The sequence below is a fragment of the Echinicola strongylocentroti genome (assembly GCF_003260975.1).
GTDB classification, from domain to species: domain Bacteria; phylum Bacteroidota; class Bacteroidia; order Cytophagales; family Cyclobacteriaceae; genus Echinicola; species Echinicola strongylocentroti.
This window is the reverse complement of record NZ_CP030041.1, coordinates 3695824-3717907: the sequence shown is the minus strand read 5'-3', so window position 1 is coordinate 3717907 and position 22084 is coordinate 3695824. Positions and strand designations below refer to the sequence as shown.

Here is a 22084-nt window from a genome sequence, read left to right as displayed (position 1 = left end):
ATTAATTGCTACACTTCTGATTAGTACAAAATCCCATAATGCTACAGACGCTAGCAGTAAGGGTTAATGATATAAAAAATCACTCGCTAAAAAAACGTAAAAATTAACGAAATAAGCAACTTATCTGCCAGTTATCTCTTTTACCACCAACCCATACCATGACCGTTTCCTTCAAAACGCTACCTGCACACACCTTTGCTAAATAGACAGCTTATGATTTTTGTAAAGATCTCCAATATTACCATTTACAGGTGATGGGATCATTCGTTTATCTTTTTACTTTTGATCTTATTCTATTCAGATCTAAATTCGACCAATAACTAAAATCATCGGAAAAAGTGGCCAAAAAGAAATCAAAAAACAAACAGCAAGTTAAATTCTCTCCAAAAGCCTACCTGAAAACCCGTGCCAGGTCATTGCCCATTTATAAATGCTGGGTAAACGAAGATTGGGAGGTGGGGATGTTTGCCCATGTGGTGGTATCCAGAAAGCATGATAATGGCAGGTTCACCTTTGCCTCCTACTTAGTTGACCTGATGGAGAATGGGTTAAAGGATTCCTTTGCTGAAGTGAATGTGGACGGAGAAATGCTGGACATAGTCATAGACAATCCCAAAGAAATAGCATTCGTAGAGATTGACTACGATTTGGCTCATAATATTGTTTATCAAGGGCTTGAGTTTGCAAAAGACATGGGAGCCAAAGGGGATAAGCAATTCGCCTGGACCCAATATGTCCTCCAAGAAGATTCCGATGATATTCCTATTTTCCCTATTCCCTTTGGGGATGAATTAGACGATAACGACATGGACCTTTCCCCATTGGATCTAGGAGCCACTATTTTATTGGGGATGACAGATTTAATCTATTTGGATACCTTCGGGGAAGTCCATATGAATGATGAATTTGCAGAAGAGCGATTAGAAGCTGATGAATTGGTAATATATAGTGAAATGGACAGGGACTCGATGACTCTGGATGAATTTGACGTTTGCACCCCCCTGACAGCCGAGCTATCTGAAATTGAATTGTCTGACAATAAAAAACTGGCGAAATTCACCGATAAAGTAGCCCAAAAGCTCAAAGAGCACCCTGATGTACCCCAGCTTTATGACTTATTGGCTAATTTAATGAACGAGCTTAGCACTACAGAAGAAGCCTACCAGATCCTACAACAAGGGATCGAGCGGTTTCCGGAAAATTATACCGCCCGGTTTTTCTATGCAATTAACCTGCTAAAAATGGGGAAAATCAATGAGGCAGAACAACTGATCTGGGGAGCTTTTGATGTGAGGGATTTGCCAATGGGTAATGATGGTTTGGGAGAATTTAACGTACACCTCTTCTATTCCGTGCGCTGCAAGATCCATATGGCCAAGCAAGAATATGACAAAGCGGAACCATATTACCTCATGGTAAGGGATATTTTTGCATATGATTCTGAGGCTATTAGTGAATTACAGAAAGACATCCTCCTTGAGTACAGTGCCTATAGAAAAGAGCTATTGGAAGCCCATTTTGGAAAAAGCATGGAAGAAATTATCGCCGGTGACAATTGGTTAGAAAAGTATGAAATGAATTAGTTAGTTCAACTCGGTGGCTACGGCCTAAAAGCGAGTGGGTCTCGCTGTTCCACGACGCGAGCCAACTCCCTTTCTTAACGGCCTCCACCTTGCAGGTATTGGGCGTTAAGAAATTAAAAATAACTGCACAAGGAAAAAATATAGCACCCATATTTCCAGATAAATACTAATTTAAACTGCATTGAAGCCGGTTTATGCATTAGCCTATCTACGCCACGGCACAGGTATTGCGAGCTGAAATTGCTTCCAAGTCAGTTGTTGTGAGGATCTGATTTTTCACCCCGCTCAGCCTCTTGCTTGTGGGACTTCTTTCGCCAGTAATTGGCCAGTATAGACCCTGTGATATTCATCCAAGGACTGAATACGGCTGGTGCCAGGCCCACTGTGCCAAGCTTTCCCATAGAGCCTGCAAGACCGGAGGCCATCCCGCCATTTTGGAGGCCTACTTCCAAAGCCATGGCCCTGGCGGAAGGAATGCCCAAGCCAAGCAACCTGCTGAGCCAGTAGCCAAAGAAATAACCCAATCCATTGTGAATCACCGAGGCCATAAACAGCAGCGCTCCTACTTGCAGTAGATTGTCCCTGCCTGCGGCGGTAGTTACCGTAGTAAAATACACAATGCCAAACATGGAAATATAAGGCATCAGTTTATCCAGATTTTTAAATTGGCGCGTGCATAAATGATAGCCTACACCAAACACCACTGCTCCCACAAAAAAGCTCAAAATCTCCACAGATGGTAAGATTTCTGCCGGTATCATGTCAACAAAGACCTGCCAAAGCCCAAGAGGTAATGCCAGCAGGTAAACAAGGCAAAATATCGCTAGCAAATAAATACGGTTTTTCATTCCCTTACCGGCCATCTTCAAGTAATCATGCAGCAAGGCGGCTCCGATGGGTACCAATACAATCTTAATGATATTCAACATCATATCCAGAAATTTGATATCAATCAGCGTTCCCGCCAGCGTCTTCATCCAAAAAGGCGTCATCAGCGGAGCCAGCATCGTCGCCATAGCGGTTACCGTCACCGAAAGCACCAAGTTGGCCCTGGCCAAATACACCATGACATTCGATGCCAAGCCGCTACTACAGGCCCCCATCAGGATAATTCCAGCGGCAATCTCAGGATCAAAATCAAACAGCTTGGTCAGCATAAAGCCCACTATCGGCATAATGCTGAACTGGCTAAGCAGCCCCACCAAAACACCTTTTCCCGTGCTGGCCAAGTTAGAAAAATCACGCAAGCTCATCTGTATTCCCATCCCAAACATCACAGCCTGTACGACAATCAAGATCAACCATTTGTTCCGTAAATCAATCTCGCCCCACTGCAAAAAGGCATTCGGGTAAATCATTCCTGCCACCACTGCCGTCATGATCCAGGCGGTATATTGGTATCCTTTAAACTTTTCGGTAGCCCCCAAGCCAAGCGATAATACCACTGAAAAAACAACTGCTGCGATTTGCCATACCTCAGTATAGCCCCATATCAAAGCAATGATAAAAACCAGCAAAATAACGGGGGAACACATTAGCATAAACTTGCGAATCCTGTGCATAGGAGTGGTTATTGGGGTTGAATGTTGTAGGTAAAAAGGTTTTATGTGAGAAAGAAGATAACGGCTTTGGCATCATTGAGCTGAAATTGTGGTGAAGGAAGCTCGATCACAGTATACGGGATAGCTTCACTTCACCTTCGCTACATTTGACATTTACACGTCCGAAATCCTACTTAATGTTACCTAGGCTCGCCAGGTATTTTACAGCCTCTGGTGGACTGGCCACGATAGGTACTTTTTTATCCGCATCATCCAGTTGTGCTACGACCCTGGCCATAGATGCCTGTGCCAAGAGGATGACATCCACCTCTGAGGCAAGTTCTTTAAGTGCTTTGGCCACCATCTCATCGTGCTTTTCAGGAGCACCTCCCATCAATGCTTCGAAAGCTCCCTCACACAATTTGGACGTCAGCACAATATCTTTTCCTAAGACCTTGGCCCTCCTTCTCACCAAATCTGATGTAGGCTCCAAGGTAGTAGGCAAAGTCGCTACCACTCCGATCTTGACGCCAGTCCTGATGGCCAAATCAGCCATGGGTTGGTCTACGCGCAGTACGGGAACCTGAGTCAAGTCCGCCGCGGCTTCTACCGCTGCACCGATGGATGAACAGGTCACCATGATCTGGTCTGCACCTGCTGCCTCTGCAGAACCCACATAATCCACCACTCTTCTGGCGGTATGAGGCGTCAATTCCCCTTTACTGATGACATCCTTGATCAGGCTGTCATCGACAATATTGAACACGTTTACACCTGGCAAATGCTCCTCACATAGCGCTTGGAAAATCGGTACCAGCGTGGCTGAAGTGTGTATAAGTCCTAATGTTTTCATGTAGTTGATTATTGAGTTATGTCGTGATTGGTTATTAATTTAGCTGCCAATGTTATAGGGAGCAGTTGAGGTGATCTTTGGTTAAAATTTGATAAAACCTTGTTGATTATAGGTGTGACGAAAAGACACCCTACTTCTGTCATCCGCCAATCCTCCCCTCCATCACCTGTACAAAGTAATCTTCAGCCCCGACTTGGCCACCCTTGAAGTTTACCTCCATGCCATCCATGGGCGATTGGGGAGCGTGCGCTTTGCACAATGGGGCACCAGGCACCAACGGAGCGATCATCTCCACGGCTTCTATCCCAAGGGCTCTCGCCACTTTACTGGAGGTGTCTCCACCGGCTATCAAGAGTCTTTTAAAAGGGAATTCTTCTGCCGCCATTCGCGCAATTTCCCCTAGCGCATGGCCGAAGAAGTCGGCCGTTTTGGCACTGACATCTTCTGGAGCAATGCCCTGTTCTATTAATATTTTTCGTGTAATATTTCGTCTTTTATCATCGGCCCCACAGGCAGTATGAACAATCACACTCTTTCCTCCCTTCATCTTCTCCACCACTTTCCCTGCATTCTCCAAGATCACCTCGGGGTCTTTGGCCAGCCTTTCTGGATCCAGCGAGACTTCTTCAAATCCCCGTGAGAGGGCGTAGGCGATCTGCTCTTCTGTAATAGGAGAACAACTTCCCGAAAGGACGAGCATTGGCGTTACTTTTCCGGGGTTTTCCCAAGCCTTACCCTGTTGGAGAATACCTTTTTCTTTCCAATAGTCACCCAAGGCCATTTCTACTCCTGAAGACCCCACGGAGAAATGTATTTTATCCTTGCCCGCTTCATCGATCATTTGTCCGATGCCTGCCATTTGCCTTGAATACATGGCGTCAAAAAGCACTATTTTAGCCCCCTTCGCCACCTCCCGATCTAATGCTTTTTCCAAAAGGCTTCCACCATTTTCCACTTCCAACAAATCCACCAAGCCCACTTTTAGGCTCGTCTGCTTGGCCAAATGAAGACGCAAGTCGCTCTCATCCGCAGGGGTGGTCGGGTGCTTGCTCATGGATGGATGCCTGTCCAGCCGATAGATCTCTCCTTGGCTCCCGATACCCATCCGGGCAAAGAGGTTCCCAAAAGCACAATAGCGTCCTAACGCTGGAGCAGCCACCAAGAGGGAGGCGTATGGGGTTTGGAATACATCCAGGCCCACTTCCAAGGCCTTTCCGATACTGCCAATTTTTGGTGATGAATCAAACGTAGAGCAGACTTTATAATGCACCTGCCGGGCTCCTGTTTCCTTCAGCATCCCAAAGGCACTTTCCAACTCCCTTTCCATTTCCGCTGGCGCCATAGAACGCGTCATTCCAGCGATTCCGATGGCCTGAATGCCTTGATACTTTTCCAATTGCACAGGGGTGGGTGGAGCGATAAACAACACCGTTTTCACTCCTGCTTTGCTCAAAAAATCCAGCGCATCGGATGAGCCAGTAAAGTCATCGCCATAATAGGCCAGTAGCAATGGTGCCGCCTCTTTTCGCATAATTATTGACCAAATTTCTCTACCGACAGACCAAATTCCTTATAGATTTTCGCTGCTTCCTCCACGGAAACGCCGTCCACAGCAGCTTGCCAAGCTTGCTGCAGTGCCTTCACACCTCCGGCAGGGCCGGCAGGATGGGCCATTATACCTCCTCCTGCCATATAAAGCAGATCAGTGGTATTGGTTCGACGGTACGTTTCTGGCGCTTGGCCACCCCATTGTCCCGAAGAGACCACAGGCATCACCTCATAGCCGCCCAACATGGGCGTCAAACACGCTTCAATCGATCGTACCACGGAATCGTCCGATTCCCAAAATTTATTCTTAATGCCGTTCACATGGAGCTGATCCACGCCGGCAAGTCGCCATAGTTTTTGATATGCCCTGAAGTCAATCCCCAGCAGTGGATGCCTGTTGAGCATTCCCCAGCCGTTTCTGTGGGCATGGATGGCCAGCTCCCTACGGTCGCAAATTTTTTTCACGCCTGCCAAGCCAACGCTATTGATGCTCATCATGGCACAAGTGCCTCCATGCTGCACCACCGTATCATAATTGCGCTGCATGCTGTCCATTTCATCAGAAATATTAAAGGCATACATCACTTTCTTGTCCGATTTATCCGCATGGGCATTGATGACCTTCATGATGGCCTCGACACGTTTGCCAAAGGGTGAATTAGCAGCTGACCCCATCAGTTCATCGTCCTTGATAAAGTCGATGCCCGCCTCCACTAAGGTTTTTACCAAAGTGGCGGTTTCTTCAGGACTCATCCCTATGCTTGGCTTGATGATCGTCCCGATCAGTGGTCGCCCCTCTTCCACACCCGTCAGTTCCCTACAACCTTGGATCCCAAAAGCTGGCCCATCAAAGTGCTCCGCAAAGGAAGCAGGCACTTCCAAATCCATTAATTTCAAGCCTGTAAACTGGGTGATTTCGTACAAGTTTCCTTGCAGGGTCGATATCATCGTAGGCAGATTGTACCCAAAATTTTCAATAGACCAAGATACCGTGATGATGGCCCTGTGATACTGTCCACTGGCTGATACTGCACCCGGTATGGCTGGATGGCTGACGGTTTCTAACTTTTCGATGGACTCCACCCTGGCAGCAAAGCGCTGCTTCAGTTCGGCTGTCTCACCGGGTACTGCTACAAAAGTCCCCGAGGATTGCTCCCCAGCCAATACCTGAGCCGCCGCTTCCACCTCATAAGGTGTTTCGATATAGTATGTTGCTGAAATTCTTTCCATAAAATGTAGGAGGGAAAAGGTCATGAGGTAGGTGATAAAAAAAGTAAGACGGGAGAAATCCCCCCATCCTACTTAAAAACCTAATAAAACCCTATTAACACAAATGTAACTAAGACACTTTATATCAGCATCCTGAACTTACCTGCTTGTGGATTGGGTATTGGGAAATTTTAAGATTGGAAGGTTAAAAGACTAATGCTCGGTTTTCAAACCTGAAGCAAAAACCCCGGGAGATTTACAGGCTACAGCTTCTCACATAGCGAATAAGTATACAAATGAGAATTGCCTAGTCTGAAAGATCATTACACCACATTTCCGGTGAAAAAATGGACAGGGAGGCATTTTTATAATCCCTTATATTTCTTGTCAAAATTGCCTTGATCGCACTTTCTTCATAGGCCACCTCATGCTGAATAGCATCTTCAAAATCTTTTATAGAACTTTTAAGTGCTTTTTGAATATGATACTTGGAAACCTCTAAAACCTCTACCATGGACATAATTTCATGTATTACTTCACGGGATTTTTGCTGGCCAAGAACCTTTCTTATGATATAGTGAATATTACTGATTGATAAGGAGGAGATATATAAGATCAACTTTCCTTCTTCAGCAAGGTCAAAAATATTAGCTGAATATATCGAATGAGGCCTTCTATCAATTAAAAAATCGATAATTACATCAGTGTCCAAAAATAACTTAGTGGCCATACTTTTTTACTTTCTCCTCCTTTAGGATCTTTTTATAATCATAATCAGCATCAACTTTTAGAATACCTTGAAGCTTTTTGACCCTATTAGATTGAATTTTTGTTGGGGTGGTTTTTCCCCTTTTTGAGATCAGGTATTTCAGATAGTTTTCCACAATTTCAGAAAGATTTCCATCTTTTCCAGCCGCATACTTTTCTGCCTCTTCAATTAGTTCTTTCTCGATTGATAATGTCAACTTTGCGTTCATAATTACTAGAGTATTAGACTTATAATCACGTAATAACGATATAAAAAGTTTATGAAAAAAACATATTTGTAGTCAAAAATCTTCAAACCTGAAGCAAAAAACCCGGGAGATTTTCAGGCCGCTTTTTGTCAATTTGCCTAATCCGTGGACAGCTCCACTCCTCCCACTTCGTTGGACTGGTGGGCGGCCTCCACACAGGCCATGGTGTAGATGCAGTCCTCTACGCTATTGTCAGGAATATACTTGGGGTTTTCCAAGGCCTTTTTCATCTCGGCCATCGAGCCTACAAAAGCATGTGGAAACCAAGTTCCCTCGATGGATTCCTCTTTCCACTCAGGTTCCTTTCCTTCTTCCATCACCACATATTCGAATTTATCCGCAGTGCCTACTGGATAATTCTTCATCAACCCCATTTCTATCATAATGGCCCCTTTTGTTCCTTCCAATTTCACGTAGGACTGTTGATGTTTCTGACCAAACTCATGGGCATGGTTGGTCAGGATATTGGCGCCTTTCAGCTCGCCGTAGTCCATAATGATATTCGTCTTCACTGAGGCCAATTGGGACATCTTTGGGTGCTTGATGGTCTTGGCGTATACCTTTTTGGGATTGCCATAAAATGATCGGACCAAATCCACATAATGGATGCTGTGGTACAAAATCTCCACTCGCGCTGCCGTAAACAAAAAATCCCAAAGGTGCCAAGGAGTGTAGACATTGATCTTGATTTCTATATCACAAAGCTCTCCTATTTGACCAGAATCGATGATTTCACGGGCTTTCTGGATATAGGGTGCATAGCGCATCTGAAAATTGACTCCTGCCTTCAACTGCTTTTTCCTGCAAAGGGCCAAGATAGCTTTGGCTGCCGCCAAATCTTGGCCCATCGGCTTCTGGATCAATACCACGGCACCATCTGGAAGCTTTTCCAACACCTCCAACACAGCACTCCCCGGTACTGCCACATCAAAAACGGAATTTTCACCGGCATGAGCGACCAATTCATCCAGAGAAGCAAATACACCTGGAATCCCAAACTCCTCCGCAAGCGCAGCAGCTTTTCCTTCGTTAAGATCAAAAATTCCCTCCACCTCATATCCAGCAATTTTATATGCCGGCAAATGCGCATCCTTCACAATACCTCCCGCACCGATAAGTTGTATTTTCATGGCTTTATATTTCTCGCTGAATCGCTAAAAGCACTAAGTGCTTTTTCTCTTCCATCTTAATATAAAACCTTTTTATTCTATCACATCAATTTCTACACTATTTAGGCGCTAATATTAAATTATGAACGTTTTTTTCATAATTTAATCGCCCATCTAAACATCCGTTGAAGCCTTATTTCAACTGGTATCCAAAACCAGTAATCGCTAACATCTTGGCCCAAACCTTATATTCAGTACCTGACAAGCTACAGCGCTCAAAAAAACCTCGGACTTTTATCTTCATACTTCCCGCTCCAATGCCTTTTTCCAGCATTCCTCCGCCAGTTGCTTATAGCGTAATGCCTGCTGCCATCGATCGCCTTCTTCTTGTGGCTGACCATTGGTGTTCTTAAAGGTCCGGGCATAGAAAATATCTGCTTGCAACAGCTCTACGGCAAAACAGATAAAATCTCCTGCTCCAGCGGATTTCAAAAAGCCCTGGAACGCCCGGGTCCACATTTCCTTGAAGTGCCCCACATAGCTTTGGCCTTGACCGTCGCCCACATCCACTTGGATACTACCAGGATTCCCTATTCTGCCATGCATAAACCGGACACGGTCAACTACCGGCTGGATAAATTCCCACTTGTTTTCAATCCCACCATAGACCATTTCCTGGCCGGTGTACCAATGCGAAAAATCACCATTAAAACGAATCTCCGGAAAACGCTTGGTCAGCTCTACGGTTCGCCACATATCCTGGGTGATGGTCGCCCGGTGGGTTTCGATATAGATCGGCAGCTTAAATTTTACTGCACTGTTCAGCACATATTCTACCAATTTATCCACTTCAGCATCACCCTCCATTCCCCAGCCCACATGGAGCGTGGCACAGTTATAGCCATCGTCCTTCCACTTGGGCAGTAATTCATCCAGCTCTCCCACTTCATTCATCCGTGCGTGACCAGTCAACTCCAATCCCAGCTTCTTACAAAGAGCTGGATCCCCATCTTGAATCCCCTGAAAGCCCGCTTGCTTGATGGCCTCATGCTTCTCCCTATCATCCCCTTTGGGTCCTGTGGAAAAGTCAGGCAAATCATTGCATCCGCCATAATTCATGTCCACCCTTAGATAAGGGGCTGCGTTCGTTCCGTCGTTGGTGTTTTTGATCATATCATTGGAAAATTAAAAGATTTGAAAATTGTTGGTTGTCCCACTGTCTCTGACTTCCAGTTAAGGGTAGCGATCAATGCGCCTTAAATTTAAAATAAACCCTGCCTTGCTTCGGGCCGCTCACATGCTGCGGCTGAGATGATGGACCGACCAGATCGGTGGCGTTCACCTTGTTTCTCACTCCGGGAATCACATCAAAGACAGCCAGCCCAGTCTGGGGCAAAGTGTACAAAAGGGCATCCCTGCCATCCCTAGGGGTAAACACGCCCAGGTAATTATCCGCCTGGTCATTGGCCATGTAGATGTGACCTTCTTCTGTCTCCAATGCAGCCCAATGCCAATCGTGGAAATACCCTTTAAACTCAGGATAAGTAAAGGACTCGCCGGGAATAGGGTCATTGTAATCATTTCCCCAGATATCCAAAGTAGTGCCATGAATCCGGTTTTGCCAAGAGCGATAGGGCCCTTCTCCAAGCCAACGGATCGCTTTTACCTTGTCTTCTGGATAATCAAACGACACCCCCATCAATTCAACAACACCGTTGTATTCATACGCATAATCCAGCTGCACCAATCCTCCGGGCTGAATCGTCCACTCCACCTCTTGCAGTGGGCCAAAACAGCTAGCGCTGATCACTACATTGTCACCGTCCTTGCCTGCTGTGACCGTCCTTAGTTCTTGCTCCAAGTCCAGTTCTTTATAAATCCTGTCCATTCCTTTTTCGAAATCAGGGTCTACCGTTCCGTCCAAGGTTCGGTCTCCTCTTCTGGCAGCCACAAACCGTGGTCCTCCCCCAAAAGAAATAGCTTTTCCACCGGTTTTAACAGAAGAGATCTGTCCATTTTCTTTGCTAAACTCCACTTCCAGTTCTCCAGAAGACACTACATAGCCTGCAGCGCGCTCCTCCAACTCCACTGCTCCAGCACCTGCCTGTAAATACTGCTGGGGCTGCTCCCATGTGAAATGCCAAGTCCATAGCTCCTTGCCTTCCGGATCCTTTGCGGTAAGGTAAAGTACATCGGCCGCTTGCCAATTTGACGGCAACGGTATGGACACGTTCCCCGCTTCATGTGCTGCCACATCAGGGCCTTTCAGTTCTCCAGACTTGGTTACCTTGTGGCCACTTTGGCCTGCCTCAGGGCTGTAGAATTCCGCCAGAGCCCATTCGAAAGTACAGGCATTCAAGTTGGTGAAATCATACCTGTTTTCTACCTCAAAAACACCATCAAAGTCACTCGCCAACTGATCTTCGTGCATCACCATCACTGGCGACCATACTTCCTTGATGGTAAAGAAACTTCCTTCTTTTTCATGATGAGGACCTACTATACCGTCTGCCCCATAATTACCCTGATTATCGATACGGCCATCCTGATCGGTACGGGCAATTCCCTCGTCGGCAAAAACCCAAAGAAAACCACCACCGCTTCGGGGATGTTTGCGCATCATTTCCCAGTAATCATACAGGCCAGCACCATGGCCGCCATCATACAGGCCATGTAAAAATTCCGTTGGCATAAAGATATAGTCACCTCTGAAATATTCCTCCGTCTCGCCGTACGAGCGATAGTGCATCGTCTCGACACCGTTGAGCAATTGCTGCGGATGCAGCACAGGGCGGTTTTGAGGATCCCACTTTGCAAACTCATCATCTAATTCCGTGTTCCAGCCTCCTTCGTTGCCATTGTCCCAGAAGATCACGCTGGGGTGGTTGACATCACGCGTCACCAAGGATTCCACCAGCTTCATGCCTATGGCTTCGTCATAGTGACCATGCCAGCCGCCCAACTCGTGGAGCACATAAAGCCCCAATTCATCACAAGCATCCAAAAACTCAGGATCAGATGGATAATGGGAAAGCCTCACCGAATTCATGTTCATTTCTTTGATCAACTTGGCATCGGCATAATTAAGTTCTTTATTAAGTGTCCTCCCGGATTCTGGCCAAAAGCTGTGCTTATTCACCCCCTTCATCAGCACCCGTTGGCCATTGACATATATCCCATCACTGGCTTTCAGCTCAATGGTACGAAAACCAAAGCGGTCATCGGTCTGATGCACGAGCTCATCGCCATCAAAAAGTGAAAACTGTATATGATATAGGTTTGGTGTCTCCGCAGTCCAGCGATTTATCCCGTCAAAAGCACTTTCCAAGACCACCTTGTCTCCCCCTTGGGTAATGGGCTTCTCCATTGGCTGCCCCACAGCATTACCTTCCTCATCGGTCACTTGGGCCACCACTTTCATGTCTTCTGAGCTCGCGCTGCCGAGGAAGACTTCGGCGCTGAATTCACCATTGGCCTGCGCGTCTATCGCGGTGCGATCGATGAATTTTGCGGGGTATGCTTCCAAGAACACCGGTCTGAAAATGCCGCCAAAGTTCCAATAATCGGCCCTGCGCTCAGCCAAGTTGACACTGGCATTGGTGGATTCTTTACTCACTGTCACTTCCAGCAGGTTCTCTTTTCCATACTTCAGCAAGTCGGTAATATCGTACTTAAAGCGGTAAAAGGCTCCTTGATGCTTATCCCCTGCCGAACGGCCATTGACCCTCACTTCTGTGTCGGTCATGGAGCCGTCAAAAACAATTCTTACCAGCTTATTTTCCCATCCCCGGGGTACTTCGAAGGCGTATTTGTATTGCCCCACTTCATCGGCGATCCCATCGGGAAATGGCTTGCCGTAAAATTTGATGCCATATTGGTACTTCCCAAAGCCTTCCTGCTCCCACACCGAAGGCACGCTGATCGTGCTCCACTCGCCACTGTTTCGGCCTCCGGAAATTTTAAACTCCCATTCCTTGGTGTCCTGATAGCCTTTACCTGATAGGTACTGGACTTCCGTTTTCTGGGCTTTCACCCCGGACATCACAAAGATGGCTGCCAGCCCCAAAATCAGCTTGTTAATACGTCTTGATTTGATCATTATATTTTGATTCTATTTATTACATTTTTCGCGATGACGGTTCCCGAAATCTCGGGACTACTTTACCGCCTTATACTTCACCACATATTCTTTCCCTGCAGCCAGTACTAATTCATATTCATCATTCCCCAATGCCTTGATCTCACCTTGGTCGGTCTTCGGCTTTGACTTACTTTTAAACTTCAGGATTCCCTGGCCTTCGTCCGAGGAAACCTTGATTTCCTTTGTGGAACAGTGCACGGCAATATCACCGTTTGGCGTGGGCACTTTTCCTTCCATCCACTCCAATCCTCCCAATGCTGGACGAATTTCATACGTTTCATATCCAGCCGAAAGTGGTTTTACGCCTAGGTAATATTTCCCGAAGAGGTAAATCGGACTAGCTCCCCAGGCATGGCAGAGGCTCTTGCCATAAGGTCTCCCATACATCGCCAAGTGCTCTGTACCTGACTCATTGGGGTCGTATTTTTCCCAAAAGGAAGTAGCTCCCAAATCCAGCATCCCCCCCAGTAATCACGGATTTCATCAAGGACAAATTCCTGCTCACCCATCGCACAAAGCGCTTCCAGCTCATAAAACCGCATATACGGAGTGGTGATTTTCTGCACCTCGTCATTGAGCAATACGGCCTGTTTGACGGCTTGCTTTTGGTCATCGGAAAAGTAATCGAAGAATATCCCGAACATATTGGCATAGCGGGTGACATTATCAAGCACCTCTCCATCTACACGCTGGTGCATGATGGCTTCGCGGTCTGATGACCAAAACACCTCAAAAAGCTTTTCTTTCATCTCATCAGCCAGCTTTTGGTAGTGTTGATGCCCTTCCTTATCACCTGCGATCTCAGCACTTACTGCCATGGCTTCCAAGCTCCTGGCCAGTAGCATCTGCTCAAAACTCACTTCACCCTGCTTGCTCAAGCCATCTGCCCAGTCGATAAAAATCCAATCGCCCGGCAATCCTTCCATCATCCCATTTTCATTTCTCCGCTCTAGGCAGAAATCCATCATGCTGACCATGCGGGGATAGAAATTCTTGATAAATTCCTCATCACCGGAGTACAGGTAATAATCATATATTCCTACAAACCAATAAAAGGAATAATCCATAATGGTATTCATATGACTGGACACAGGCTCCTTGCCGCGTAATGCCAGCAGCGTCCTGCGCACGGAAGCATTGTCAAAAAACAGGTAATAGTTCATCAGGTAACTCTGGTAGGCATCGCCTGACCATATCCACCGATCACGCTTGATGCCATCCAAGAAAAACTCCCGGGTATTGAGGTGCATGGTATAGGCCGAGACATCCCAGATTTCGTTCAATAGCTCATCTGAGGAATTCCATTCACCGCGGTATTCCACTGGCAAGTATTCATAAAGCATCGACACGGAATCGTAGCTTACTCCGGAACCAGGCTGCACCTGCACGTAACGAAACGCCTTGGAATCTTCAATGGTGTACGTCTCCGCTTGGCTCCCATCAAAACTGAGATAATCCAATGTTTCGCAATAGGCACTGTCCAGCGCCTCTTCTTTGGACTCCCCGTAATAGACATTGACCTTTCCTTCTCCCTTCAGCCCATGGAATTGGATATAACCAAAGGTTTCCTTACCAAAATCGACCAATTCACCGTCTCCTACGGATTTCACTTCTTTGGCATATTGTGGGGTGGTGGCCAGCCTAAACTCAGAGGGCAAATCATCAGGGGCATTGAAATCCCAGGTTCCTACCGCCTCCCAGTTGGTACCGGACTGATCGGAAGCTTTGCCCGTCTCATCGATCCATTCCTTATCCTCAAAGGTCACCTTCCAACTGTCATCTGTCACCAAGTAATCCCCTTCGATAAACACTGCCGGCACACGCTCTTGGTTATAGACTTTGATGACAATGCTGTGCTTTCCGGCAGGAATGGTGATTTTTTGTGACGTTCCATGCTGCTGCTTTCCATCTATCTGAAGCTTAAACTGCCCCTCTGTAAAGATGGAGATTTCATCTTCGGCAGGAAGCGTAAATTCCTTCCTGAAGGTCACCAGCGCATAGGGGCTGTAATACCGCCACAATGGGGGCAAAAAAGCACCCCGCTCAGTTCTTCGGGCTTGCATTTTATTGCTCAGCCAAATCTCATAATCTCCAGGATACCATATCCAAGTGGCTTGAGGGACTTTTTCCTGTGCCTGTGCCGCTGCAGTAGCAAAGCACATCACGAAAAGTAATAAGAGAATGGTATATTTTCGGGTTTCCATCTGAGGTTTATTGTTTTTCTTCTGAGTGGTTATTTTATTTTCCAACTTATCCGTCGTATTTCCCTTAGCCTACAAGGGTCTACTTTAGAAATCGTCCACTGACGACGGTCAACAGTCTGCCGATACGCTTCCCGTGGGCTCTTTCTGTCTTCTTGAGCGACGTCACTGGCTGATCTCTTTAAAACTGCAAGGATATCGGCAGACGTTTATCCTGTACATTCCTGCTTTGGTCGGTAGTGAGTGGTGAGATGCTAAGCCCACATGGTGCATCAAGACTTCGATATAGCCTTTCCGGCTACGCTCGGGAAGGTTTTACCTTAAGTAGAAGGCCCAAAACAGGTATCCAATAAGTCATACTCGGTGCCAAGGGGATTACAAATCTGGAACAGCTTAATTGAGTCAGAGACTCAAAACTTGCCAGTGCTGGGGCAGAGACCCAGCACAACCCGGGGGGAACTTGGATTCTAAAATCTCAAGACTCAAGACTCATATCTCAATACTCAAGTCTCACTACTAATTCCCATTAAACACCACATACATCCCCACCATCACAATGATCAGCGCAATCCATAGCCATTTGACCTTACTCGGCAACTTGGGAATGGTGCCATAGTCCAATGTGCTCACGTAAAGGTCCTTTCGGTTACGTTCAGCATAGGAGATGACCACAATCAATGCGGCCAAAAACACGAAGATATAAAACGAAAGCAGCAGGAAATGTGGCCAGAAGGTATATTCCGCATTGGGAAATACCCAGAGATACAGCACGCCTATGCCCAAGCTCAAAATGGTTCCGAAGATCAAAACGGTATTGGCGGCCTTTGTCGTGGTCTTTTTCCAAAGCACGCCAAACAAAAACACCACAGACATCGGCGGAGCAATAAAGCCCAAAATAGACTGAAAAACATCAAACAGGTTTAGCCCTTTGATGCTGTCAATGGCCAAGGTCAGGAAAATAGCTATCACGGCTCCCAAGACGGTCACCACCCTGCCGATCGTGATGATCTGCTTTTGGCTGGCATCTGGTTGGTACTTTTTCACGTAGATATCCATGGTAAACACGGTGCTCAGCGCATTCAGTGCCGAATCAATTGTACTCACCAATGCGGCGATCAACACCGCCATGACCAGTCCCGTCATCCCCACCGGAAACAGCTTGGTCACCATGGTCATGTACGCTTCATCGGGATTGTCAAGATCTGGAAACAAGACATAGCAAATGATCCCGGGAATGATAAACAATGCTACGTCCAGTATTTTGAGCCAGCCTGTAAAATTGGCTCCCAGTTGGCCTTCCTTGAGGTTTTTTGCGCCCAAGACGGACTGCACCATGGACTGATCCGTGCACCAAAACCAGACACCCATCACCGGATACCCCAGCGCAATGGCAATCCACGGATAGCTGGGATCATCTGCGGGCAACAGTAAATTCCAATACTCTCCCGGCGTCTGGGCAATCAATTCCCCTATTCCCCCGACTTTATACAGCCCTGTCAGCGTAAGTGCCAGTGATACCAAAATCAGTAGTACCATCTGAAACACATTGGTATAGGCAATGGCCTTCAGCCCCCCGGCAATGGTAAAAAAAGCCGCAATAAGAATCAGGATAATCACCGAAAGCCAAAGCGGCAAATCCAATATTTGGCGAATCAGAATCCCCCCGGCAAAGAGCGTCAAGGACAGCCAGCTAATCAGCACAGTAACAATCGTGTACCAGGCAAGAATATTCTGGGTGGAATTGCCAAAACGCTTTCCCATAAACTCCGGAAGAGTCTGCACCCGAGCGCCCAAATACCGTGGTGCAAAAACCACTGCCAGTAAGAAAATAAAGATAAACGCATACCAAGCAAAATTCCCCGCTACCACACCAGTGGTATAGCCGATACTGGCCGAGGCGATCAGCATGGACGGACCGACGTTGGTGCCCCACATGGTAAAACCAATGCTGGGCCATCCCAAGGAATTCCCTGCCAAAAACAGGTTTTCATTGGCATCACGCTTTTTCTTAAAACTCACCCAATAGCCTATGCCTATCAGGGTCACTAAGTAAAGACCAACCACCGCAAAATCCAGCGGCTGGAGTATTTCATGTATTTCCATGGGTGTTTTTGGGTCGAAATTATTCAATAAGCGTCATTGCAAGCCTGTCATCCGCCATAGGGAGGGAGCCCCTGATGCAGCCATCTCGCCTTTTGTAGATAAGATGGCTTCATTCCCAATGTGTACCGGGACAGGCTCCGTCTTCTCACAATGAGGATTTTAGTAATTTATGCGGGTACCTCTTTTTTGCGTTCGCCATTCACGACAAAAGGATCTGCCCAGTACAGTGGCTTTTCCCCTTTCATGATCGGTTCGGCAGAATACTGGATCAAGAGCACCCTTCTGGATTTCCCGGTCTTGTTGGAGCCACTGCGGTGAAAACAAGTGCTGGAAAACAACGCCACATCGCCCGCATTGAGAATGGCAGGGATGCCTGGGTTATCTCCGAAGTAACCTACCTTATCGTTGGTTCCTTCTTGTAGCTCGTGGTCAATTCTGTCTTTGGTGCCGGCATCCTTATAAGGCAGCAGGTACACGGTACCATTCTCTTCTGTGACATCATCAAGAGGACACCAAACCGATAAATATGGCTTGTGCTCAAAATCAAGGTAACCCGAATCTTGATGCCAGCTGAAGGTCATGCCTTTATCCGCAGCCTTGACGACAAACTGCTCCAAAAAAAGGTAAACATCTTCACCAAGGATTTTACGGGTGATTTCCTCCATCTCCTTGCCAAAGATCAGGTCCTGCATGGTTTCGCTATCTTTGTAACGAAGGGCTATAAAATAACGCTTTCCCTTGTGGTTGATCTCGTCTACTTCCACACCTTTGCGGTCCATTTCATCATCCTTTTCCTTCATAAAACGCTGACACTCCTCCTGTAGTCGCTTTAGTAGTTCTTTGGGAATGACATTTTTGACTATACAAAAACCATCCTCTTGAAACTGATTTAATTGCTCGTCTGATAAGATTTTGCTCATGGTTGTTATTGGTTAAATGGTTGTTAATTTGAGTAGTGAGTAGTGAGACGTGAGTAGTGAGATTTGAGACTTATATCTCGATACTTGACTCTTTTAGCTTTTGGTATTCGGGGATCATTCCCTTTTCAGGTATTTTTCCAGGCCAAATTCAGCAATTACATCGGCTACCTTTTCTGGTTGGCCGGTGTTCAGGCTTTTCTCCATGGTCTTCAGCAGGGCGATGGTACCAATCCCTTCTGTTAGGTCTGGATAGGCCACAAAATCGTAGTGGATGCTGTCGGCAAAGTGCTCCAAGTAATTATTGTATTCTCCCGCATGGTGGCTTTTCCCCTCAAAACGGAAATAGTGCTTGGACTTATGCTCCCAGGTCACCACTTGTTCCTCGCCTGTGTTGTCCGTGATTGCATAGCGCAGTTCCATATAATCTCCCTGGCTGCTGCCCTCAGTACCTCTCAGGATACAGCTCATTTCGCTGTCCCTCAATGCTGGCTGCACCGGCCCCGTATAGGCTCCCGAGACCCTTGCGATGCGCCCGTCCTTGGCCTTATAGATAAAGTGCATCGTGTCTGGATTTTTCAATCCTCCTTTTTGGCCATTGGCACTGAGCATACCATAGCCCATCACTTCCTCGATCTCCGGCAAATACCACCGGATAAAATCCACCGGATGGCTCAACCCACCGTATAGCCACTTAAAAGCCGGCTCCAAGGCCCATGGTTTCTCCAAAAACCATCGGTGATCGGCATGGTAGTAAGCCTCCACGGTGATCAAATCCCCGATCAAGCCTTTTTTATAGTCTGCCCGCTGCCGCTTCATCGGCTCAAAAAACCGACTGCTTTGCCCTACAAAAAGGCGCTTACCGGTTTTCTCTTGCAGCGCTATCAATTCCTTGGCATCCTTGAGATCATCCAACAACGGTTTGGTGCACACGACATGCTTGCCATGCTCCATGGCCATTTTGATATGGGAAGCATGGAGCTTATCCGGTGTATAGATCCCGATCGCATCGATACCTTCATTTTCCAGCATGTCTTCATACCGTGTGGTATAATGGGCAAAATCGAATTCTTTTGCCCGCTGCTTACACAGTTCCTCGTTACGGTCACAGATCTGTACCAGCTGGATCTTTTGGCTGTTCAGGGCGGCAGATATCGTACTCCGCCCTTCCCCTAGGCCCAAAATCCCCAACCTTAGCTTTCCTTCCTTTGTCATTTATTTTTAAGATGTTTAGATACTAGTTTTTAAGAGGGAAGACTCAAGACATTAGATGGTTATGTTACATCTTGGATTTATCCCGACAACAATACAGGACCAACATCGACGCTCTCTTACTTATTATTTCTCATTTATTTACCCTGTGCATTAGCGAAAAGAAGATGACACTGGTGCCGTCTCTGCGGCTGTAGCGTGTAAAGGCATAGTTTCACGCAATTAAAGCCAAGTCCTCAGAGAAAATCCGCTTTGTCCACGTCATCTGTGTCCCATCCTTCAATCGTTCCAAATTCCTTTAAATCCCCCATCGATCACCAGTGTTTTTGCTTTGTCCATATCCATTTCATCCGTGCAGGCAATTTCTTCAGGGTAAACTGGTATCTCTGCACCTGCTCTGACCCATACCGGCATTTCCTCCATCGGGATGTTTTCCATATTTATCCACTGGGAACCTCCTGAGCTTACTCCAGTAAAGAAATTCACCCAATCCCCCTCTGGAAGATAGACCCTTCGGGCATTTTCGCTGTTCATCACGGGTGCCACCAAGAAATCATCTCCAAAGAAATACTGGTCATCCAAATGCCAACACAAGGGATCTTCCGGAAAATGAAGCAGCATAGCCCTCAAAACAGGCATTCCTGATTGGATCGATAAGCGACTTTGCTCTAGGATATAGGGCAGTAGCAGGTATCTCAGCTTCCACCATTTGCGGACAGTATCCGCAATAGCGGGATAATGATAGGGCTCTCTTTTGGAAGTCCCGTGGTACCGTATATGGGAAGTAAAGACACCAAACTGTGTCCACCGCACATACAAGTCATCGGGAATTACTGAATTCATAAAATTGGGCACCCCATGGAATCCCGGTACATCGTGGCTCCAGAAACCAAAGCCCGATAAGCCAAGGTGCAATCCGCCCTTTAGCGATCCGGCCATCCCGTCCCAGCTGGCCGCGGCGTCTCCTCCCCAGTGGATCGGATACCGCTGACATCCTGCCCACCCGGCACGTGCCCACACTACACCGTCACCAGCCACCTCTTCGGTCACTTCAAAGGCCGCCTTTTGATACAGTAAAGCATATAGGTTGTTCAGTAGCTCAGCTGGCATATTGTGATACGTAGCATCCAAATGGATTTCTTCTCCGAAATCCGTTTTGATACAGGTCACACCCATCTCCAGCAATTCTCTCAATAGGCCCTTGTACCAATCTACCGCTGGTGGATAGGTGAAATCTATCGTCCCCGCATAGTCCAAGGCACTGAAATTGGAACCGCCCTGCACTTTGCTTTCTTTTAATGGGCCGATATACTTATTGGCTTTTGCCTCATCGTGCTGAATGGCATTGGCGGCGATATACGGCATTTGCCAAAGGCTCACCCTGTACCCCTGCTGCTTCAGTTTTTGGACAAATCCTTTTGGATCTGGAAAACGCTCAGCATTGAATTTCCATTCGCACAACCAGTCCGTCTCAAACCAGCCCGTATCCAAATGGATCACGTCACAAGGGAATTTTTCGACCCGCAAGCGATCACATATTTCTTCTACCTCATTGGCAGAAAAATAAGTCATACGACTCATCCAAACCCCAAAACTCCACAATGGTGGCATGGCAGGAAAACCTGTCAACCTTCGGTAATGGTGTAGTATTTCTTTTGGGTTTTCCCCTCCCAACAAGAACACGTCCGCCAGTGGTTCTTCCACTAGCATCTGTACTGATCGGGTGCTATGATCGGCCAAGGAAATCTTACCATAGGCCGAAGTATGGAGAAACATCCCGTACATTTCACTAGATAGATAAAAAGGGATGTTTTTATACGTTCTTCTGTTATTGACGCCTTGCCCGTCTTGGTTTTTCAGCTGAAAAGTCCGGCCCGACAGGTCCATTTTGGTAAAACGCTCACCAGTACCCACAAACTTTTCGCCTGGCTGTGCTGCCAATGAAAGGCTGGCCTTCGCCGGCTTTCCTTCCACGGAAATCATGGCCAGTCCCATGGCATCTACTCTTCCTGGGAAAAACTGGTCTTGGCTACTGATGTTTACCGCTTTCTTGCCATCCGGGAAAAAGGTAGCTTGAAACGTCGGCTCAGGAGCAGGCAGTAGATCGCTCCACCAGTCGATCGTCGGTGCAGACAGGTCAATGATCGCCCGTACCACTTGCCTATCGTCCCTGATGATCCATTCTTCTGCTGCTTTTTCTATAGACAAGGGGCTCTCCTTTACATCGCTGGCCATTTCCAACATGGGAGATTCTTCATGTATCTTTTGTCCCATCGCTGCTGTCACCCGCAAAATCCGCTCTCCATAGGCCCGTATATGCAATTCAAAAGACTGAGCCTCCACCTCCGGATCAGGCTGCATATCCACCGTTGGTTTTTGGCAATGAAAAGGCACATGCACAATGATTCCTTTGCCGGACTGTTCGATCGCCAATGGCCTTCCAGCACGCCACAACCGGTCTGTAGCGACACCCAGTCGTTCAGGATCGAAATCCAAAAAATCAAAAAGTTGGTAGTTTGTTTGTTTCATTTGTACGTCCCTGATTAGTGTTGACCGGATTAATAGTAGATTTCATTGTCAATTATTGTAATCGCTAGTCATTTACTAAAATCCTATTGTGTTTCTCTTTGCTCCAAAATAACCCCACCTAA

General features: G+C 46.8%; 16 protein-coding genes. 1 reads left to right on the top strand and 15 read right to left on the bottom strand.

Annotation, left to right across the window (positions count from 1 at the left end):
- The first annotated feature begins 338 nt into the window (after nt 1–338).
- Nucleotides 339–1583 (top strand): tetratricopeptide repeat protein, encoded by a 1245-nt coding sequence (locus DN752_RS14380; RefSeq protein WP_112784592.1) that lies wholly within the window; start codon nt 339–341, stop codon nt 1581–1583.
- Between the two features lie 251 nt (nt 1584–1834).
- On the opposite strand, the gene DN752_RS14375 is transcribed toward DN752_RS14380, so the two are convergent.
- The 15 genes from DN752_RS14375 to DN752_RS14310 form a co-directional block, all read right to left on the bottom strand.
- Complete coding sequence (locus tag DN752_RS14375; RefSeq protein WP_112784591.1) at nt 1835–3145, bottom strand: bile acid:sodium symporter family protein; 1311 nt, start codon at nt 3143–3145, stop codon at nt 1835–1837.
- Between the two features lie 169 nt (nt 3146–3314).
- Nucleotides 3315–3977 carry an aspartate/glutamate racemase family protein gene (locus DN752_RS14370; RefSeq protein WP_112784590.1) on the bottom strand — a complete coding sequence of 221 codons (663 nt, stop codon included), beginning with the start codon at nt 3975–3977 and terminating at the stop codon, nt 3315–3317.
- Between the two features lie 139 nt (nt 3978–4116).
- Entirely contained in the window at nt 4117–5508 is a 1392-nt protein-coding gene (locus DN752_RS14365) for a four-carbon acid sugar kinase family protein (protein ID WP_112784589.1), read from the bottom strand.
- A 2-nt stretch (nt 5509–5510) separates the two neighbouring features.
- A complete protein-coding gene (locus DN752_RS14360) occupies nt 5511–6755 on the bottom strand; it encodes a ribulose-bisphosphate carboxylase large subunit family protein (protein WP_112786562.1) in 1245 nt (414 codons plus the stop codon).
- Nucleotides 6756–7041: 286 nt separating this feature from the next.
- Nucleotides 7042–7464 (bottom strand): PIN domain-containing protein, encoded by a 423-nt coding sequence (locus tag DN752_RS14355; RefSeq protein WP_112784588.1) that lies wholly within the window; start codon nt 7462–7464, stop codon nt 7042–7044.
- Nucleotides 7454–7711, bottom strand: a complete 258-nt coding sequence (locus tag DN752_RS14350; RefSeq protein WP_112784587.1) for a DUF6364 family protein — start codon at nt 7709–7711, stop codon at nt 7454–7456. Before DN752_RS14350 ends, DN752_RS14355 begins: the two co-directional genes overlap by 11 nt.
- A gap of 137 nt (nt 7712–7848) precedes the next feature.
- Nucleotides 7849–8880: a Gfo/Idh/MocA family protein gene (locus tag DN752_RS14345; RefSeq protein WP_112784586.1), complete on the bottom strand. Its 1032-nt coding sequence runs from the start codon at nt 8878–8880 to the stop codon at nt 7849–7851.
- A gap of 279 nt (nt 8881–9159) precedes the next feature.
- Nucleotides 9160–10032, bottom strand: a complete 873-nt coding sequence (locus DN752_RS14340) for a hypothetical protein (protein ID WP_112784585.1) — start codon at nt 10030–10032, stop codon at nt 9160–9162.
- A gap of 73 nt (nt 10033–10105) precedes the next feature.
- Nucleotides 10106–12958, bottom strand: a complete 2853-nt coding sequence (locus tag DN752_RS14335; RefSeq protein WP_112784584.1) for a glycoside hydrolase family 2 TIM barrel-domain containing protein — start codon at nt 12956–12958, stop codon at nt 10106–10108.
- A 57-nt stretch (nt 12959–13015) separates the two neighbouring features.
- Complete coding sequence (locus DN752_RS24950) at nt 13016–13387, bottom strand: alpha-L-rhamnosidase C-terminal domain-containing protein (RefSeq protein ID WP_245949233.1); 372 nt, start codon at nt 13385–13387, stop codon at nt 13016–13018.
- Nucleotides 13306–15204, bottom strand: coding sequence for an alpha-L-rhamnosidase-related protein (locus DN752_RS14330; RefSeq protein WP_245949230.1), 1899 nt, complete (start codon nt 15202–15204; stop codon nt 13306–13308). The genes DN752_RS24950 and DN752_RS14330 overlap by 82 nt, the downstream gene beginning before the upstream one ends.
- Nucleotides 15205–15717: 513 nt before the next feature.
- Complete coding sequence (locus DN752_RS14325) at nt 15718–17304, bottom strand: sodium:solute symporter (protein WP_112784583.1); 1587 nt, start codon at nt 17302–17304, stop codon at nt 15718–15720.
- Nucleotides 17305–17471: 167 nt separating this feature from the next.
- Nucleotides 17472–18224 carry a phytanoyl-CoA dioxygenase family protein gene (locus DN752_RS14320; RefSeq protein WP_112784582.1) on the bottom strand — a complete coding sequence of 251 codons (753 nt, stop codon included), beginning with the start codon at nt 18222–18224 and terminating at the stop codon, nt 17472–17474.
- Between the two features lie 114 nt (nt 18225–18338).
- A complete protein-coding gene (locus tag DN752_RS14315) occupies nt 18339–19436 on the bottom strand; it encodes a Gfo/Idh/MocA family protein (protein WP_112784581.1) in 1098 nt (365 codons plus the stop codon).
- Between the two features lie 276 nt (nt 19437–19712).
- Entirely contained in the window at nt 19713–21962 is a 2250-nt protein-coding gene (locus DN752_RS14310; RefSeq protein WP_112784580.1) for a glycoside hydrolase family 31 protein, read from the bottom strand.
- Nucleotides 21963–22084 lie beyond the last annotated feature (122 nt).

Bases quoted from the DNA above. Each gene is read 5' to 3' on its own strand.
- DN752_RS14375 (WP_112784591.1), bottom strand. From the start codon at position 3,145: ATGCACAGGATTCGCAAGTTTATGCTAATGTGTTCCCCCGTTATTTTG.
- DN752_RS14350 (WP_112784587.1), bottom strand. From the start codon at position 7,711: ATGAACGCAAAGTTGACATTATCAATCGAGAAAGAACTAATTGAAGAG.
- DN752_RS14345 (WP_112784586.1), bottom strand. From the start codon at position 8,880: ATGAAAATACAACTTATCGGTGCGGGAGGTATTGTGAAGGATGCGCAT.
- DN752_RS14360 (WP_112786562.1), bottom strand. From the start codon at position 6,755: ATGGAAAGAATTTCAGCAACATACTATATCGAAACACCTTATGAGGTG.
- DN752_RS14370 (WP_112784590.1), bottom strand. From the start codon at position 3,977: ATGAAAACATTAGGACTTATACACACTTCAGCCACGCTGGTACCGATT.
- DN752_RS14330 (WP_245949230.1), bottom strand. From the start codon at position 15,204: ATGGAAACCCGAAAATATACCATTCTCTTATTACTTTTCGTGATGTGC.
- DN752_RS14315 (WP_112784581.1), bottom strand. From the start codon at position 19,436: ATGACAAAGGAAGGAAAGCTAAGGTTGGGGATTTTGGGCCTAGGGGAA.
- DN752_RS14340 (WP_112784585.1), bottom strand. From the start codon at position 10,032: ATGATCAAAAACACCAACGACGGAACGAACGCAGCCCCTTATCTAAGG.
- DN752_RS14310 (WP_112784580.1), bottom strand. From the start codon at position 21,962: ATGAAACAAACAAACTACCAACTTTTTGATTTTTTGGATTTCGATCCT.
- DN752_RS24950 (WP_245949233.1), bottom strand. From the start codon at position 13,387: ATGTATGGGAGACCTTATGGCAAGAGCCTCTGCCATGCCTGGGGAGCT.
- DN752_RS14325 (WP_112784583.1), bottom strand. From the start codon at position 17,304: ATGGAAATACATGAAATACTCCAGCCGCTGGATTTTGCGGTGGTTGGT.
- DN752_RS14335 (WP_112784584.1), bottom strand. From the start codon at position 12,958: ATGATCAAATCAAGACGTATTAACAAGCTGATTTTGGGGCTGGCAGCC.
- DN752_RS14320 (WP_112784582.1), bottom strand. From the start codon at position 18,224: ATGAGCAAAATCTTATCAGACGAGCAATTAAATCAGTTTCAAGAGGAT.
- DN752_RS14355 (WP_112784588.1), bottom strand. From the start codon at position 7,464: ATGGCCACTAAGTTATTTTTGGACACTGATGTAATTATCGATTTTTTA.
- DN752_RS14365 (WP_112784589.1), bottom strand. From the start codon at position 5,508: ATGCGAAAAGAGGCGGCACCATTGCTACTGGCCTATTATGGCGATGAC.